This is a genomic window from Streptomyces hyderabadensis (assembly GCF_020404845.1).
Taxonomy (GTDB): domain Bacteria; phylum Actinomycetota; class Actinomycetes; order Streptomycetales; family Streptomycetaceae; genus Streptomyces; species Streptomyces hyderabadensis.
The window spans coordinates 202748-218317 of the sequence record NZ_JAIOJZ010000002.1; the positions used below are offsets into that span (position 1 = coordinate 202748).

The window sequence follows — 15570 nt, forward strand, 5'->3', positions numbered from 1 at the left end:
GCGCGATGCGCGCGAGTTGCCACTCTTCGGTGACGTTTAGGGGCGTTTCGGCGTTTCCCTTACTTGCTCACACCGTCACTCGCCCACGTGCTCACTTGTTCGGCGGCGGCCCGTCCATCGGCCGGCCAAGCACGCCGGGCCGCCGCTGCCAGGGCAGCGGACCGGCGGGCGGACGGTAGGCGACGCCGAAGGCGTCGAGCCGCCGGTAGTGGGTGGCCATCCGCCGCTCGAAGGCGGCGTAGTCCCGGTCGGCGGGGGCGGGCAGGTCGCTCCAGGCGACCTCGGCGAAGGCGGCGAGCCGCGGGAAGAGCTGGTAGTCCACCCGCTCCTGGTTCTCCGTCACCTCGGTCCACAGGTTCGCCTGGGTGCCGATCACGTGTCCGGACTCCCGCGGGGTCAGTTCCGCCGGAACCGGTTCGAACCGGTAGACGTCCTCCAGGGTGCGCACGAAGGCGATCGGCACGGGTTCGTCCTCGCCGCCGTCCTCCCGGAAGTTCAGGTACACCTGCTGCTCGGGGCACATCACGACGTCGTGCCCCGCGCGCGCCGCGGCGATCCCGCCCGCGTAACCGCGCCAGGAGGAGACGGCCGCGCCCTTGGCGAGTCCGCCCTCCAGGATCTCGTCCCAGCCGATGAGCCGGCGTCCGCGCTCGCTGAGCCAGGTGTCGAAGTGCTGGATGAACCAGGACTGGAGTTCGTCCTCGTCGGCGAGGCCGAGTTCGGCGATCCGCGCCTGCGCGGTGGGCGAGGCCCGCCACTGGTCCTTGGGGCATTCGTCGCCGCCGATGTGGACGAACTCGGAGGGGAACAGCTCCAGGACTTCCTCGAACACGCCCTCGTAGAAGCGCAGGGTGTTCTCGGTCGGGGCCAGCACGTTCGGGCAGACGCCCCAGGTGTCCCAGACGGTCAGGGCGGTGGTGTCGATCACGTCCGTGTTGCCCAGTTCCGGATACGCGGCGATGGCGGCCTGCGAGTGTCCGGGTACGTCGATTTCCGGGACGACGGTGATGTGCCGTGCGGCGGCATAGGCGACGATCTCCCGGATGTCCTCCTGGGTGTAGTAACCGCCGTGGGGTTTGTCCTCCCACAGCGGCGACGCGCGGTGACCGAATTTCGTGCGCGAGCGCCAGGAGCCGGTCTCGGTGAGCTTCGGATGGCGTTTGATCTCGATGCGCCAGCCCTGGTCGTCCGTCAGGTGGAAGTGCAGGACGTTGAGTTTGTGGGCGGCCATCAGGTCCAGGTAGCGCAGCACGCCGTCCTTCGGCATGAAGTGCCGGGAGACGTCCAGCATCAGTCCGCGCCAGCCGAACCGGGGCGCGTCCTCGATGCGGCCCAGCGGCAGTCGCCAGCGGCGGCCGGGCAGCGGGGCGCGCCGGAAGGCGTCCGGGCCGAGCAGCTGGCGCAGCGTCTGGGCGCCCCAGAAGAGGCCGGCCGGACCGCCGCCGGTGAGGTGCACGCCCTCCGGCGCCACGTCGAGGCGGTAGCCCTCGTCGGCCAGTCCGCCGTCCAGGGACAGCCGGACCACTCCCCCGCCGTCCCCCGCCCCGGGCGCCAGCGGCAGGCCGGTGGCCGCGCCCAGCGTGGCACGCAGCCAGCGCTCGGTGTGCCCGGCGCCCTCGCCGGCCACCAGCCGGGTGTCCGGGCCCAGGTCGAAGAAGGCGTCCTGGGCCACCGCGTGCCGCGGCCGGGGGATCACATCGGCCGAGTCCGTCACGTCCGCCACCGCCGTCACCTCCGTCATGTCCGTCATGTCGTCAGTCCTTCACCGCTCCGCCGAGGCCGGAGACGAGTCGTCGTTGTACGAGTACGAAGAAGACCAGCACCGGAATCGTCATCACCGTGGACGCGGCCATGACGCCGCCCCAGTCGGGATCGTCCGGCTTGTAGAAGACCAGCAGCGCCATGGGCAGCGTCGACTGGGAGGTGTCGCTGATGATGAACGACTTGGCGAACAGGAAGTCGTTCCAGGTCGAGATGAAGGAGAAGACGCTGGTGGCCACGAGACCCGGGAAGACCAGCGGGAAAAGGATCTGCCACAGAAAGCGCGTCCGGCTCGCCCCGTCGATGTAGGCGGCCTCCTCCAGGGCCTCCGGGACCGCTTTCACGAAACCCCGCAGCATCCAGATCGCGAAGGGCAGCGAGAAGGCGATGTGGGGCAGGATCAGCGAGCCCAGCGTGTTCAGTTGGCCGAAGTCCCGCATGAGGAAGAACAGCGGGATCGTGAGCGCCTCCACGGGCACCATCTGGGCCACCAGGAACATGATCAGCAGGGTGGTCCGGAAACGGAACCGGAAACGCGTCACCGCCGTCGCCGCGAGGAACGCGATCAGCGCCGAGGCGATCACGACGGAACCCGCCACGATCAGACTGTTGAGAAAGTAGCGGCCGAATTCCTGCTGCTCGAACACCCGCCGGAAGGAGTCCAGCGAGGGGGTCAGCGTCCAGGGCCGGGGCTCGGTGGACTCGATCTCCCCGGCCGGTTTGAAGGCGCTCAGCACCATCCAGTACAGCGGGAAGGCGACCACGACGGCGATCAGCAGCGCGGACGCCTCGGCCGCCAGCCGCCACGGACGGCGCACCTGCGCGCGCAGAAGATTCACAGCTCCTCCCCCTGGCGGCGCAGCAGCCGCAGGTAGACCAGCGTCACCGCGAGCAGGATCAGCAGCATGACCACGCCGATCGCGGAGCCGAGGCTGTACTGCGAGGACGCGAAGGCCTTCTGATAGGCGTAGACGTTGAGCACGAGGTTCTGGCCGGCGATGCCGCCGCCGCCCGTCATGACGTAGATCTGGGTGAAGACCTTGAAGTCCCAGATGACCGACTGGATGGTGACGACCACCAGGATCGGCCGGAGCATCGGCGCGAGCACCGAGCGCCAGATCCGCCACTGCGAGGCCCCGTCGAGCGCGGCGGCCTCCAGCACCTCGGCCGGTACGGCCCGTATCCCGGCGTAGACGGTGACCATGACGAACGGGAAGGAGCACCAGACCACTTCGAGCAGCACCAGCAGGAAGGCGCTGTACCGCCCGTAGGTCCAGGAGTGGTCGCCGAGCCCCAGCATCCGGTTGACGGGCCCGAAGTCGGGGTCGAACAGCAGCAGCCAGACCGTGGACCCGGTCACCGCCGGGGTCGCCCACGCGCCCAGCGCCGCCAGCATCAGCGCCAGCCGCGGCACCGCCCGCACCCGCGTGAGCAGCACCGCGAGCGCGCACCCGACCGCCAGCGTCGACACCACACAGGCGGCGGCGAACACGACGGTGGCGAGCAGCACCCGCCAGAACTCCCCGTCCCCGAACAGCTCCGCATAGTTCCCGAACCCCTGAAAGGTCGCCGGCTCCCCACCACTGACCTGAGCCTGCGTGTACTCCAGGAAGGAGATCAGCCCGAGCTGATAGACGGGGTAGACCAGCAGCCCACCGAGGACCACAAGAGCGGGGGCAAGATATATCCAGGGGGTAGCGGAGGAGCCCCCGAAGGGGCGCGGGGAACTGCGCGACAAGCCACGACGCACCCGCACCCGCCCACGAACAACGCCCCCCGAGCTCATAGGCGAACCCGTCATCCGGCGGAGCCAAACGCGTCATCCATCTTCCGAGCCGCATCCCCAGCGGCAGCGCCCACGTCCTTCTTGCCGCTGATCACCTCCTGGAACATCGTCGGCAGCACCTGCGAGGAGTCGATCGTCGCCCACGCCGGAGAGGCCGGCACGAACTTGGTGCCCGCGGCGAGCGTGTCGACGAACGGCTTCACGAACGGCTCCTTGGCCGCCACCTGCTGCCGTACGTCCGTGAAGGTCGGCAGGAAGCCCATCGCGTCGAACAGTTCGCCCTGCGCCTTCTTCGACGCGAGCCGCTTCATCAGGTCGACGGCGAGGGTGCGGTGCGAGGTGCTCTTCAGGACGCCGACGTTGTTGCCGCCCGCGAAGGCGGGGGCGATGGAGCCGGACTTCACGCCGGGCAGCGGCACGACCGCGTACTTGCCCTTCGCCTTGCCGGCCTCCACGGCCTGGTGGCTGAAGTCGCCGCCGATGGCCATGGCCGCCTTGCCGGAGGCGAACGCGGTGACGGTGTCGTTGCCGCCCATGCCGGCGCACTTGGCGGCGGGGCAGTTGCCGTCCCCGAACAGGGACGTGTACGCCTCGATGCCCTTGCGGGCGGCGGCGCTGTCGATGGCGGAGGCGTACGAGCCGCCCTTGCCGGTGGCGAGTTCACCGCCGTTGGCCCAGATGAAGGGCATCGCGCCGTAGGTGTAGGCGCCGCCGACCGCGATGCCGTAGAGGTCGGGCTTGGCGGCGTGCACCTGCTTGGCGGTGGCAGCCAGTTCGTCCAGCGTCCTGGGGGCCTTCAGGCCCAGTTCGTCGAAGACGTCGGTGCGGTAGTAGAGGGCGCGGACGCCGACGAAGTAGGGGGCGCCGTAGACCTTTCCGTCCACGGTGACCGACTGGCGGGCGGTGGGGTCGGCGTCCTTGGCCTCGTCCCAGGCCGCGAACTCCTCGGTCAGGTCGGCGAGTCCGCCGTCCTTGACGTAGCCGGCGGTGTCCGTGTTGCCGAACTCGATGACGTCGGGGGCGCTCTTGGGGTCGTTGAAGGCGGCCTTGATGCGCTGGGCACGGGTCTCGACCGGGATGTACTCCACGGTGACCTTCGTGTCCTCGTGCGCCTTCTTGAAGTCGGCGAGGACCGCGTCGACGACCTTTTCCTTCGGCTTGTTGTTGACCTCCTGGAACAGCCAGACGCGCAGCGTGCCGCTCTTCTCGTCCTTGCCGGAGGAGGAGTTGTCGGACGTCTGGGGGGCGCAGGCGGTCGCGGCGACGACGGCCGCGGCCAGCAGTACGGCCAGGCGGGGGGCGAGCTTCATGGAGTCTTTCCTCCGGACGTGCGTTGCAACATATGCAATGACGGTTTCGCTCTGCACAACACCCAGGAGCGTAGGGAGACATGAACCTGTCCACAAGAGGTCTGAACCATTTCGTAAACCTCTTTGTCGATCCGCCGGACGCACGAAGACCCCCGGAGTGTGCGCGGGCACACTCCGGGGGCCTTCGGGAAGATCTGAGAGGTCTGTACGGGCAGCGGCACCGCTCTCGCGGGCCTACCGCTTCTCGGCGCCTACTTCTTGTCGCCGCCCTTGCCCTCGTCCCCGCCGCCGCTCATGGATTCGTAGATCTCCTTGCACATGGGGCAGACGGGATACTTCTTCGGGTCGCGGCCCGGTACCCAGACCTTGCCGCACAGCGCCACGACGGGGGTGCCGTCGAGGGCGCTCGCCATGATCTTGTCCTTCTGGACGTAATGCGCGAAGCGCTCGTGATCGCCGTCGCCGTGGGACGTCTGCGGCGTCGGCTCGACGAGGGTTCCCGTACCTGTCCCGCGCTCGGGCTCGAGAGTGCTCATAACCGCCAAGGGTACTGAAGCTCACACGCTTCAGTTGAGCGACGGGTCGTCCGGATACGTCGCCACCATCGCCAGCTCGCCCCGCTGGCGGCGCAGCACCTCGCGCCAGAGCCGCTCCGGGAACGGCGAGGACACGTCGCCGGGCTCGGACTCGACCACGTACCAGGCGCCCTCGGTCAGCTCGTCCTCCAGCTGGCCGGGTCCCCAGCCCGCGTACCCGGCGAAGATCCGCAGCGCGCCGACGGCGGAGGCCAGCAGCTCGGGGGGTGCCTCCAGGTCCACCAGGCCGATCGCGCCGTGCACCCGCCGCCAGCCCAGCGGCGTCCGCTCGCCGGTCGCCCCGCCGGGGACGACGGCGACGCCTAGGGCCGAGTCCAGCGACACGGGGCCGCCCTGGAAGACGACGCCCGGCTCGCCGGCCAGGTCCGCCCAGTCCTCCAGGATGTCGCCCACGTCGACCGGCGTGGGGCGGTTGAGGACGACACCGAGGGAGCCCTCCTCGTCGTGGTCGAGGAGGAGCACCACCGCACGCTCGAAGTTCGGGTCCGCCAGGGCGGGCGTTGCCACGAGCAGTCGCCCCGTGAGCGAGGACACCTCGGTCATGCCAGACATGATCCCGCATGTTCCCCTCCCGTGGGGAGGCAATCGGGGGCACGGGAGTGAACACGCACCCGCGCACGTCCCTCGATCGTGACCCCCTGTACGCGCCGGTGAACGCCGCGTGTTGTGACAAATCCATGACGTTGCAGGACCGTGCGGAGGCGCCCTGAAGGGGGGTACAAGACGATTACCCTTTCCCTTCTGGCCCCTGCCCAACCCCACGGAACGCGAGATTCATGACCGTCAACGGCGCTGATGACGTACTGCTTGTCCACGGCGGGACCCCGCTGGAGGGCGAGATCCGGGTCCGCGGTGCGAAGAACCTCGTGCCGAAGGCCATGGTGGCCGCCCTGCTGGGCAGTGCGCCGAGCCGGCTGCGCAATGTGCCGGACATCCGCGACGTGCGGGTCGTACGCGGGCTGCTGCAGCTGCACGGGGTGACCGTCCGTCCGGGTGAGGAGCCCGGCGAGCTGGTCCTCGACCCCTCCCACGTGGAGAGCGCGAACGTCGCCGACATCGATGCCCACGCGGGTTCGTCGCGCATCCCGATCCTGTTCTGCGGCCCGCTGCTGCACCGCCTCGGGCACGCCTTCATCCCCGGCCTGGGCGGCTGCGACATCGGCGGCCGGCCCATCGACTTCCACTTCGAGGTGCTGCGCCAGTTCGGCGCGAAGATCGAGAAGCGGGCGGACGGCCAGTACCTGGAGGCTCCGCAGCGGCTGCGCGGCACCAAGATCCGGCTGCCGTACCCGTCGGTCGGCGCTACCGAGCAGGTGCTGCTGACCGCCGTGCTCGCCGAGGGCGTCACGGAGCTGTCCAACGCGGCCGTGGAGCCGGAGATCGAGGACCTGATCTGCGTCCTGCAGAAAATGGGCGCGATCATCGCCATGGACACCGACCGCACGATCCGCATCACCGGTGTGGACGAGCTGGGCGGCTACACCCACCGTGCCCTCTCGGACCGCCTGGAGGCGGCCTCCTGGGCCTCGGCGGCGCTGGCCACCGAGGGCAACGTCTATGTCCGCGGGGCCCAGCAGCGCTCGATGATGACGTTCCTGAACACCTTCCGGAAGGTGGGCGGCGCGTTCGAGATCGACGACGAGGGCATCCGCTTCTGGCACCCGGGCGGGCGGCTGCAGTCCATCGCCCTGGAGACGGACGTGCACCCCGGCTTCCAGACGGACTGGCAGCAGCCCCTGGTGGTCGCCCTGACGCAGGCCACGGGCCTGTCCATCGTCCACGAGACGGTGTACGAGTCCCGGCTGGGCTTCACCTCGGCGCTCAACCAGATGGGCGCCCACATCCAGCTCTACCGCGAGTGCCTGGGCGGCTCCGACTGCCGCTTCGGCCAGCGCAACTTCCTGCACTCGGCCGTCGTCTCCGGGCCGACCAAACTGGAGGGCGCCGACCTGGTCATCCCCGACCTGCGCGGCGGCTTCTCGTACCTGATCGCCGCCCTCGCGGCCCAGGGCACCTCCCGGGTGCACGGCATCGACCTGATCAACCGCGGCTACGAGAACTTCCTGGACAAGCTCGTGGAGCTGGGCGCAAAGGTGGAACTCCCGGGCAAGGCCCTCGGCTAGACGGCCCCCCGAACACGCCGATGGGGCGGTCACCCGGACCCGGGTGGCCGCCCCATCGGCGTTGCGTGGTGCGCCCCGGAAGGGGCGCGGGGAACTGCGCGACCAGCCACGAACGACCCGCAGCCGCGAAACGCCCGCATCCCGAACGAACGATCCGCGCAGTCCCCTGCGCTCAGAGCGGAGCGATCACTTGCCCTTGGCGGCTTCCTTGAGCTTGGAACCCGCGGAGACCTTGACGCTGTAGCCGGCCGGGATCTGGATCGGCTCGCCGGTCTGCGGGTTGCGGGCGGTGCGAGCGGCACGGTGGGTGCGCTCGAAGGTCAGGAAGCCGGGGACGGTGACCTTCTCGTCGCCCTTGGAGACGATGTCGCCGACAACCTCGGCGAACGCGGCCAGCACGGCGTCGGCGTCCTTGCGAGTCACCTCGGCGCGGTCGGCCAGCGCGGCCACCAGCTCACTGCGGTTCATGTTGTTACTCCCGTGTTCTTCTTGCCGTTGAGGCGTGCCACGCGGCGGAGCCGCATGTTGGGCACAGCGATGCCGATGCTGCCAGGGCCCTCTGACATTCCCCGGACCCGGGTCGGTCGTCAGACCCTCGCGCCCAGGGAGGCATCCTGCCTCCACCTGCGGCGGTAAAGCCAATCCGGCACCCCCAGGAGTCGTGAGAACACCCTTGGGAGTCACACGCCGAGAGGGCCTGAGCCTTGCGCAACCCTAGAGGGCGATCCGAGGCCCGACATCCCGCGACGCGCCGGAGGGGCGGCCCGCCGTGGTGATCCTCACCACCGTGCCACGGGCCGCCTTCCCCGGTCGGGGGAACCTACGCCACCACTCCCGCGGCCTTCGCCGCGTCCCGCACGGCGCCCGCGACGGCACCGGCGACCTTGTCGTTGAAGACGCTGGGGATGATGTAGTTCGGGTTGATCTCGTCCTCGGTCACCACGTCCGCGAGGGCGTGCGCGGCGGCGAGCATCATCTCGGTGTTGACGGTGCGGGACTGGGCGTCGAGCAGGCCGCGGAAGACGCCGGGGAAGACCAGCACGTTGTTGATCTGGTTCGGGAAGTCGCTGCGCCCGGTGGCGACGACCGCGGCCGTCTCGCGGGCGATCGCCGGGTCGACCTCGGGGTCCGGGTTCGCGAGCGCGAACACGATCGCGCCGTCCGCCATGGCGGCCACGTCCGCGCCGTCCAGGACGTTGGGGGCGGAGACGCCGATGAAGACGTCGGCGCCGTGCACGGCCTCCTTGAGGGTGCCGGTGAGGCCCTCGGGGTTGGTGTTGTCCGCGATCCAGCGCAGGGCGGACTCGGGCGCGGCGTCCACCAGGTCGGCGCGGCCGGTGTGCACGACGCCGTGGATGTCGGCGACGACGGCGTTCTTGACCCCGGCGGCGAGCAGCAGCTTGAGGATGGCCGTGCCGGCCGCGCCGGCGCCGGACATGACGACCCGTACGTTCTCGATGGGCTTGTCCACCACGCGCAGGGCGTTGGTCAGCGCGGCGAGCACGACGATGGCGGTGCCGTGCTGGTCGTCGTGGAAGACGGGGATGTCGAGGGCCTCGCGCAGCCGGGCCTCGATCTCGAAGCAGCGGGGCGCGGAGATGTCCTCCAGGTTGATGCCGGCGAAGCCCGGGGCGATGGCCTTGACGATCTCGACGATCGCGTCGGTGTCCTGGGTGTCCAGGCAGATCGGCCAGGCGTCGATGCCGGCGAAGCGCTTGAACAGGGCCGCCTTGCCCTCCATCACCGGCAGCGCGGCCTTCGGGCCGATGTTGCCCAGGCCCAGCACCGCGGAGCCGTCCGTCACGACCGCAACGGAGTTGCGCTTGATGGTCAGACGGCGGGCGTCCTCGGGGTTCTCGGCGATCGCCATGCAGACGCGGGCCACGCCGGGCGTGTAGACCATGGACAGGTCGTCGCGGTTGCGGATGGGGTGCTTGGACGCCATCTCGATCTTGCCGCCGAGGTGCATGAGGAAGGTACGGTCGGAGACCTTGCCCAGGCTGACGCCCTCGATGCCGCGCAGCTGCTCCACGATCTCTTCGGCGTGGGCGGTCGAGCCGGCCGCGATGGTGACGTCGATGCGGAGCTTGTCGTGGCCGGAGGCCGTGACGTCGAGGCCGGTGACCGAGCCGCCGGCGGACTCCACCGCTGTGGTGAGCTGCGAGACGGCGGTTCCGCCCGCGGGCACCTCCAGTCGGACCGTCATCGAGTAGGAGACGCTGGGCGCCGTTGCCATGGCCGACTTCCTCTGCTTTCACCGTGTAACTGGGTTGTGCCGTCCGATCGTCGCACCTACCGCTGGGTACGCGGTAGCCGCCCCGGATTGCGAACTTTTTGTTCACCCGGATTTCGGAAAACGACTTCCACCATACGAGAAGTAGCCCGTCGGGGGAAGGGGGCACCGGGAGAGTCGCGAGGGAGGCGACGAGGTCGCCGAAGGAACCCGCGGGACGGGAATTGTCTTGCGGGGATCGTTTGTTACCTTGGACGTGGCACCGGCTCGATCCAAGCCCCCGGGCCCAACCTTCGTCGCTACGAGCGACCACTTGCCGCGAGGCGAGCATGGCGGGTCGGTGCCACTTAAACGCAAGCGAAGGGCCCGCGCCGACGGCGCGGGCCCTTCGCACGTCCCGGAGCCGGTCCCCGGCCCGGCGCTCAGTCGCGCAGCAGGTCCGGCACGCCGGAGGCGTCCGGCTCGTCCCGCTCGCCGGAGACGACCGTCAGCTGCTGCGTGGCCCGGGTCAGGGCGACGTACAGCACCCGCAGTCCGGCGGGCGACTCGTCGGCGATCTCGGCCGGGGAGACGACCACCGTGGCGTCGTACTCCAGGCCCTTGGCCTCCAGGCTGCCCAGCGCCACCACCCGGTCGCCGAGCCCGGCCAGCCAGCGCCGGGCCTCCTCGCGCCGGTCCATCGCGACCACGACGCCGACGGTGCCGTCCACGAGGCCGAGCAGCCGGGCCGCCTCCGCCCGGACCGTCCCGGCCAGGGAGTCCTCCACCACCGCGAAGCGCGGCCGCACGCCGGTCGAGCGCACCGCCGACGGGGACGGCGAGCCGGGCATGGCCAGGGCGAGGACCTTCGCCGCCAGCTCGGCGATCTCGGCCGGGTTGCGGTAGTTCACGGTCAGCTCGAAGCGGCGGCGCGGACGGGTGCCCAGGGCCTCGTCCCGGGCGGCGGCCGCCTCGTCGGGGTCGGACCAAGAGGACTGGGCGGGGTCGCCGACCACGGTCCAGGTGGCGTGCCGGCCGCGGCGGCCGACCATCCGCCACTGCATGGGGGTGAGGTCCTGCGCCTCGTCGACGATGACGTGCGCGTACTCGGTGCGCTCCTGCGCGAGGCGCTCGGCGCGCTCCCACTGGGTCTCCTCGCGCTGCGGCATCAGCTCCTCCAGGCCGGTGAGCTGGTCCAGCGGGTCCGCCTCGCGCCGCTTGCGGGGGCGGGCCGGGGTGCCGACGATCGCCTGCAGCTCGTCGAGCAGGGCGATGTCGTGCACGGAGTACCCTTCGCGCCGCAGCGAACGGGCGACCTTGCGGACCTCCCCGGGGTTCAGCACGCGCCGTGCCCAGCGGCCCAGGCGGCGCTCGTCCGCCATGGCCGCCAGCACGGCGGCGGGGGTCAGCTCGGGCCACCAGGCGTCGAGGAAGGCGGTGAAGGAGTCCTCGGAGCTGACGTCCTCGTCGAAGGAGGAGCGCAGCTCGGCGGCCAGCTCGGGGTCGGTGTGCCGGGCCGCGGCCCCCGACTTCTCCCACAGGGCGTCCAGGAGCAGCCGGCGGGCCCGGGGACGCAGCAGGTTGACGGGCGCGGTGCCGCCGAGGACGGTGCGGCGGATGCCGGCCAGCTCCTCGGCCTCCAGTTCGAGGCGGCGGCCGAAGGCGACGACCCTGAGCAGGGTGGGCGAGTCGGCCGGCTCCAGCGCCCCGCGCGCGGCCTTGCGCAGCACCCGGAGCATGCGGGAGGAGCCCTTGACGCGGGCGGTCGCCGGAGTGTCGTACAGCGTGGCCTCCGCCCCGGCCGCGTCGTCGGCCAGTGAACCGATCGCACGGATGGCGACCTGCCCCTCCTCGCCGAGCGAGGGCAGCACGCCCTCGGTGTAGGCCACCAGCAGCGGCGTCGGCGAGACGATCAGGATGCCGCCCGCGTACCGGCGCCGGTCCTGGTAGAGCAGGTAGGCCGCCCGGTGCAGGGCGACGGCGGTCTTGCCGGTGCCGGGGCCGCCCTCGACGTAGGTCACGGAGGCGGCGGGGGCGCGGATCACCCGGTCCTGCTCGGCCTGGATGGAGGCCACGATGTCCCGCATGGAGTGGGTACGGGCCTGGCCGAGGGCGGCCATCAGGGCGCCGTCGCCGACGACGGCCAGCTCCTCGCCGTCCAGGCGGGCGGTGATCTCGGGCCGCATCAGGTCGTCCTCGACGCCGAGGACGCGCCGCCCCTTGGAGCGGATCACCCGGCGGCGCACGACCCGGCCCGGGTCGACCGGCGTGGACCGGTAGAAGGGGGCGGCGGCGGGCGCCCGCCAGTCGATGACCAGCGGGGCGTAGTCCTCGTCCAGGACGCCGATCCGGCCGATGTGCAGGGTCTCGGCGATGTCGGCGGTGCCGTCGGGGCGCAGGGCGCCCTCGGCGGGCTCGACCGCCGTGTACGCGCCGTCCGGGCCCTTCTTCCCGTCCTTGCCGAGGAGCAGGTCGATGCGGCCGAACAGGAAGTCCTCGAACTCGTTGTTCAGGCGGTTGAGGTGGATGCCGGCCCGGAAGACCTGCGCGTCGCGCTCGGCCAGGGCGCCGGGCGTGCCGACGTGGCCGCGCTGGGCGGCGTCGTGCATGAGGAACTCCGCCTCGTGGATCTTCTCCTCCAGGCGGCGGTACACCCGGTCGAGGTGCGCCTGTTCCACGTCGATCTCTCGGTCCCGTACGGAGTCCTCCCGTGCGGAGTCCCCGCGTACCGGGTCGTGCTCCGAGTCGACCGCCGAATCCTGTTGCGCCTGTGCGGCCACCGGGCCCCCTTCTGACGTGCTGGGCAGCCGTCAAAAATACGCGAAGGGGGCCCAGGAAGCCACGGCACGCCCGCGGCCGGCTACGCGTCGACCTCCACCAGTCGCTTCCCGTCGAAGGTCATGACCTCGAAGTGGGAGATCTGGTTGGGTTCGAAGGCGGCGCCGCCGTGCACGTAGAGCGGCTTCTTGCCCTTGTCGGTGGTGGCGCCCGGGATGCCGTAGCCCCAGTCGGGGACCGTCCAGGAGGTGAGGGTCTCCCGCTCGCCGTTCTTGCCGACGGCGATCAGGGAGCACTTCTGGGGGCCCTTGAGGTTCTTCAGCTCCAGGACCGTCTCGGTGCCCCAGGCCTTCTTCTCCAGCGCCACGGTCGCGCTGACCTGCGTGGCCGGGTCGGTGGCGGTGACCCGGTCCGGCATGGCGGCGAACGCGGCCTCGGCCGGGCTCGCCGCCTGCTGCGAGGCCTCGGCCCTGGGGCTGCCGCCGTCGTCACCGCCGCCACCGCCGCCGCCCGTGGTCGCCACGGCGGCGAACGGGCCGCCGATGATCAGCGCGGCGGCGGTGCCCACCAGGTAGAAGTTGCGGCGGCGCTTGCTCGCGCGGCGTTCGGCGACCTCGTCGACGAGCTTCTCCGAGAGCCGCGGGCTGGGCTTGACGGTGAGCGACTCGGCGATCGCGGGCGTACCGGTGCCGGGCAGGTCGGCGAGGGCCGCCATCATCGGCTCCAGGCCGGCCAGCTCGTCGAGCTGCTGGGCGCACCACTCGCAGGTGGCGAGGTGGGCCTCGAAGGCCGTCGCCTCGGCGTCGTCGAGGATCCCGAGGGCGTAGGCGCCGACGGTCTCGTGCTCGTTCGGCGCCGGTGCTCCCTGCATGGGGACAGGATTACCCGTGTCGTCCGGGCCGAATCCCCCGCCGAATCCCTGAACTCCCCCGTAGCCGCTCATCACGCCGTCACCCCCCGCTCCTCCAGTGCCAGCTTCATCGAACGCAGGGCGTAGAACACCCGGGAGCGAACGGTGCCGCTGGGTATGCCCAGTGTCTGCGCCGCCTCATTGACGGTACGCCCCTTGAAGTACGTCTCGACGAGGACCTCCCGGTGGGCCGGGGTCAGGTCGTCGAGCGCGTCCGACAGCGTCATCAGCCACAGCGCCTTGTCGATCTCGTCCTCCGCGGGGATGACCTCCAGCGGCGACGGATCGACCTCCTGCGGCCGGGCCTGCCGGCTGCGGTGGCCGTCGATGACGATGCGCCGGGCGACCGTCACCAGCCAGGGGCGTACCGATCCGGTCGCACGGTTGAGCTGACCGGCGTTCTTCCAGGCCCGGATGAGCGTCTCCTGGACGACGTCCTCGGCGCGCTGGCGGTCCCCCGCGACCAGCCGCAGCACGTAGGCCAGCAAGGGGCCGGCGTGCTCGCGGTACAGCGCGCGCATCAGCTCCTCGTCGGGCTCCGAGGACGACTGGGACATGCGATGTCGGGCCCTCGCACCACGTTCGTTGGCCACGACGGAATCCTTGCGCACGCCCACCTCCGGTGTCCGGGGGATCCCCCAGTCGGTCGCTCGCCCATCCGGTACGGACGCGAAGTGCGGCGTGTTCAAAACGAGATGAGAGTTTTCCCGGGGGCGGCGTGACGAACGGGACGCGGGGGAACCTACGGGTACTTACCGGGCCAGGGCCGCGCGGCGGCGGTGCCGGGCGACGCGCTCGCGGTTGCCGCAGATCTCGCTGGAGCACCAGCGCCGGCGGCGGCCGCGGGAGGTGTCGACGTACACGATGGGGCAGTTGTCGCCCGCGCACTGCCTGAGGCTCGCCCGTGCGACGGGGTCGGTGAGCAGGTCCACGGCGTCCCGGGCGAGGGCGCCGAGCAGCGCGGCGCACCGCGGTGGCCCGGTCAGCTCCCGCACCAGTGCGCCGTCCCGGCCGGGTACCGCACGGGGGGCGGGCGGTGCGGCGAGGGCGAGTTCGTTGACGCGGGCGAGGGCGAGTTCGTGGCGGCGGTCGGGGGGCACCGGGCGGCCGCGCACCAACCGGGCGGTCTCGCCGCGCAGTTCGCGGAAGCCGGTCAGCCAGGAGGGGTCGGCGTGGGCCAGCGGGGTGCCGGGCGGGACGAGTCCGGAGCCGGTGATCCAGGCACGCAGGGCGTCGACGGAGCCGAGGCGTTCGGCGGGGTGGGTGGTGGCGACGAGGTCCAGACAGATCCGCCCGGTGTCGAACCGCAGCTCGTACGGGTCGGTGGCCGTGCCCAGTGCCATGTTCCTGTCACCGCCTAGGGCTTGCCCGCTCAGGCACGGGCCCGGAAAGGGGAGCAGGGAGACCGCGCGGGCCGCACGCGGACCGCTCCCCTCTACAGTGCCTGCCCGCTCCCGCGCCCGGAACCCCTCGTACCGCTCCCGCGTGGACGCTCGCGCATGCGCCCGCGCGCCCGGGCCATGTCCGGCGCGCCGGGCCGCGCGTTGACTGGACGCATGACGAACACCAACGGGGAACGGCGGTCCCGCACCGCCGCTGGAGTACTGGTCGCGGCCACGGTCGCCGCGGGTCTGATGGCCGGGACCTTCTACGTCTTCGCCTGCGCCGTGATGCCGGCGCTGGCGCGCAGCGGGGACCGGGTGTACGTCGACGTGATGCGCGACGTCAACGACGTGATCCAGAACCCGGTGTTCCTGCTGGTCTTCATGGGCGCGCTCGCCCTCGCGGGCCTGGCGGGGTGGCAGTCGCGCGGGCTGCCCGGCCGCTGGTGGATCCGGGCCGGCGCGACGGCGTACGCGCTCGCCTTCCTGGTCACCGTCGTCGGCAACGTCCCCCTCAACGACGCCCTGGCCGGCCCCGGCGACCCGGCGGCGCTGCGCGAGCGGTTCGAGGACCCGTGGGTGGCGTGGAACGCCGTACGCGCCGCCCTGTCGACCCTGGCGACGGCCTGCCTGGCCACGGGCCTGGCCACCCGGAACCGCCCCTCCCGACCGGCAACCACGCCCTCCCCGGCGCCACCGCACTGACACACCC

The 15570-nt window shown here is 71.2% G+C and carries 14 protein-coding genes; 2 read left to right on the forward strand and 12 right to left on the reverse strand.

Translation table 11 applies throughout. The features are described from left to right. Nucleotides 1–91: 91 nt before the first annotated feature. The 6 genes from K7854_RS03250 to K7854_RS03275 form a co-directional block, all read right to left on the reverse strand. Nucleotides 92–1750, reverse strand: a complete 1659-nt coding sequence (locus K7854_RS03250; RefSeq protein WP_226024806.1) for a beta-N-acetylhexosaminidase — start codon at nt 1748–1750, stop codon at nt 92–94. Between the two features lie 4 nt (nt 1751–1754). Further along, on the reverse strand, nt 1755–2600 hold the full coding sequence (locus K7854_RS03255) for a carbohydrate ABC transporter permease (protein WP_226024807.1): 846 nt from the start codon (nt 2598–2600) through the stop codon (nt 1755–1757). Continuing rightward, complete coding sequence (locus K7854_RS03260; RefSeq protein ID WP_226024808.1) at nt 2597–3562, reverse strand: carbohydrate ABC transporter permease; 966 nt, start codon at nt 3560–3562, stop codon at nt 2597–2599. Before K7854_RS03260 ends, K7854_RS03255 begins: the two co-directional genes overlap by 4 nt. Beyond that, complete coding sequence (locus K7854_RS03265; protein WP_226024809.1) at nt 3559–4857, reverse strand: extracellular solute-binding protein; 1299 nt, start codon at nt 4855–4857, stop codon at nt 3559–3561. Before K7854_RS03265 ends, K7854_RS03260 begins: the two co-directional genes overlap by 4 nt. Before the next feature lie 251 nt (nt 4858–5108). Further along, entirely contained in the window at nt 5109–5393 is a 285-nt protein-coding gene (locus K7854_RS03270) for a DUF3039 domain-containing protein (protein ID WP_030402030.1), read from the reverse strand. A gap of 30 nt (nt 5394–5423) precedes the next feature. Continuing rightward, entirely contained in the window at nt 5424–5996 is a 573-nt protein-coding gene (locus K7854_RS03275) for a YqgE/AlgH family protein (protein ID WP_226024810.1), read from the reverse strand. A gap of 233 nt (nt 5997–6229) precedes the next feature. On the opposite strand from K7854_RS03275, the gene murA reads away from it, so the two are divergent. Beyond that, entirely contained in the window at nt 6230–7576 is a 1347-nt protein-coding gene (gene murA / locus K7854_RS03280; protein ID WP_226024811.1) for a UDP-N-acetylglucosamine 1-carboxyvinyltransferase, read from the forward strand. A gap of 186 nt (nt 7577–7762) precedes the next feature. Here murA and K7854_RS03285 read toward each other — a convergent pair whose 3' ends face one another. From K7854_RS03285 to K7854_RS03310, 6 genes are all read right to left on the reverse strand, one after another. Further along, on the reverse strand, nt 7763–8044 hold the full coding sequence (locus K7854_RS03285; protein ID WP_004987462.1) for an HU family DNA-binding protein: 282 nt from the start codon (nt 8042–8044) through the stop codon (nt 7763–7765). Between the two features lie 352 nt (nt 8045–8396). Continuing rightward, nucleotides 8397–9812, reverse strand: a complete 1416-nt coding sequence (locus K7854_RS03290; protein ID WP_226024812.1) for an NAD-dependent malic enzyme — start codon at nt 9810–9812, stop codon at nt 8397–8399. A 419-nt stretch (nt 9813–10231) separates the two neighbouring features. Next, nucleotides 10232–12568, reverse strand: coding sequence for a HelD family protein (locus K7854_RS03295; RefSeq protein WP_226024813.1), 2337 nt, complete (start codon nt 12566–12568; stop codon nt 10232–10234). Between the two features lie 80 nt (nt 12569–12648). Further along, on the reverse strand, nt 12649–13437 hold the full coding sequence (gene rsuA, locus K7854_RS03300) for an anti-sigma U factor RsuA (RefSeq protein ID WP_226024814.1): 789 nt from the start codon (nt 13435–13437) through the stop codon (nt 12649–12651). A 71-nt stretch (nt 13438–13508) separates the two neighbouring features. Further along, nucleotides 13509–14033 carry a sigma-70 family RNA polymerase sigma factor gene (locus tag K7854_RS03305; protein WP_007450155.1) on the reverse strand — a complete coding sequence of 175 codons (525 nt, stop codon included), beginning with the start codon at nt 14031–14033 and terminating at the stop codon, nt 13509–13511. 195 nt (nt 14034–14228) lie between these two features. Beyond that, nucleotides 14229–14819: a CGNR zinc finger domain-containing protein gene (locus K7854_RS03310; protein WP_226024815.1), complete on the reverse strand. Its 591-nt coding sequence runs from the start codon at nt 14817–14819 to the stop codon at nt 14229–14231. A 213-nt stretch (nt 14820–15032) separates the two neighbouring features. On the opposite strand from K7854_RS03310, the gene K7854_RS03315 reads away from it, so the two are divergent. Further along, on the forward strand, nt 15033–15563 hold the full coding sequence (locus K7854_RS03315) for an anthrone oxygenase family protein (protein WP_226024816.1): 531 nt from the start codon (nt 15033–15035) through the stop codon (nt 15561–15563). The last annotated feature ends 7 nt before the right edge of the window (nt 15564–15570 follow it).

What these genes read in the sequence shown, in the direction of transcription:
- K7854_RS03250 (WP_226024806.1), bottom strand. Translation starts at nt 1,750, where the DNA reads ATGACGGACATGACGGAGGTGACGGCGGTGGCGGACGTGACGGACTCG.
- K7854_RS03260 (WP_226024808.1), bottom strand. Translation starts at nt 3,562, where the DNA reads ATGACGGGTTCGCCTATGAGCTCGGGGGGCGTTGTTCGTGGGCGGGTG.
- K7854_RS03265 (WP_226024809.1), bottom strand. Translation starts at nt 4,857, where the DNA reads ATGAAGCTCGCCCCCCGCCTGGCCGTACTGCTGGCCGCGGCCGTCGTC.
- K7854_RS03270 (WP_030402030.1), bottom strand. Translation starts at nt 5,393, where the DNA reads ATGAGCACTCTCGAGCCCGAGCGCGGGACAGGTACGGGAACCCTCGTC.
- K7854_RS03275 (WP_226024810.1), bottom strand. Translation starts at nt 5,996, where the DNA reads ATGACCGAGGTGTCCTCGCTCACGGGGCGACTGCTCGTGGCAACGCCC.
- murA (WP_226024811.1), top strand. Translation starts at nt 6,230, where the DNA reads ATGACCGTCAACGGCGCTGATGACGTACTGCTTGTCCACGGCGGGACC.
- K7854_RS03285 (WP_004987462.1), bottom strand. Translation starts at nt 8,044, where the DNA reads ATGAACCGCAGTGAGCTGGTGGCCGCGCTGGCCGACCGCGCCGAGGTG.
- K7854_RS03290 (WP_226024812.1), bottom strand. Translation starts at nt 9,812, where the DNA reads ATGGCAACGGCGCCCAGCGTCTCCTACTCGATGACGGTCCGACTGGAG.
- rsuA (WP_226024814.1), bottom strand. Translation starts at nt 13,437, where the DNA reads ATGCAGGGAGCACCGGCGCCGAACGAGCACGAGACCGTCGGCGCCTAC.
- K7854_RS03305 (WP_007450155.1), bottom strand. Translation starts at nt 14,033, where the DNA reads ATGTCCCAGTCGTCCTCGGAGCCCGACGAGGAGCTGATGCGCGCGCTG.
- K7854_RS03310 (WP_226024815.1), bottom strand. Translation starts at nt 14,819, where the DNA reads ATGGCACTGGGCACGGCCACCGACCCGTACGAGCTGCGGTTCGACACC.
- K7854_RS03315 (WP_226024816.1), top strand. Translation starts at nt 15,033, where the DNA reads ATGACGAACACCAACGGGGAACGGCGGTCCCGCACCGCCGCTGGAGTA.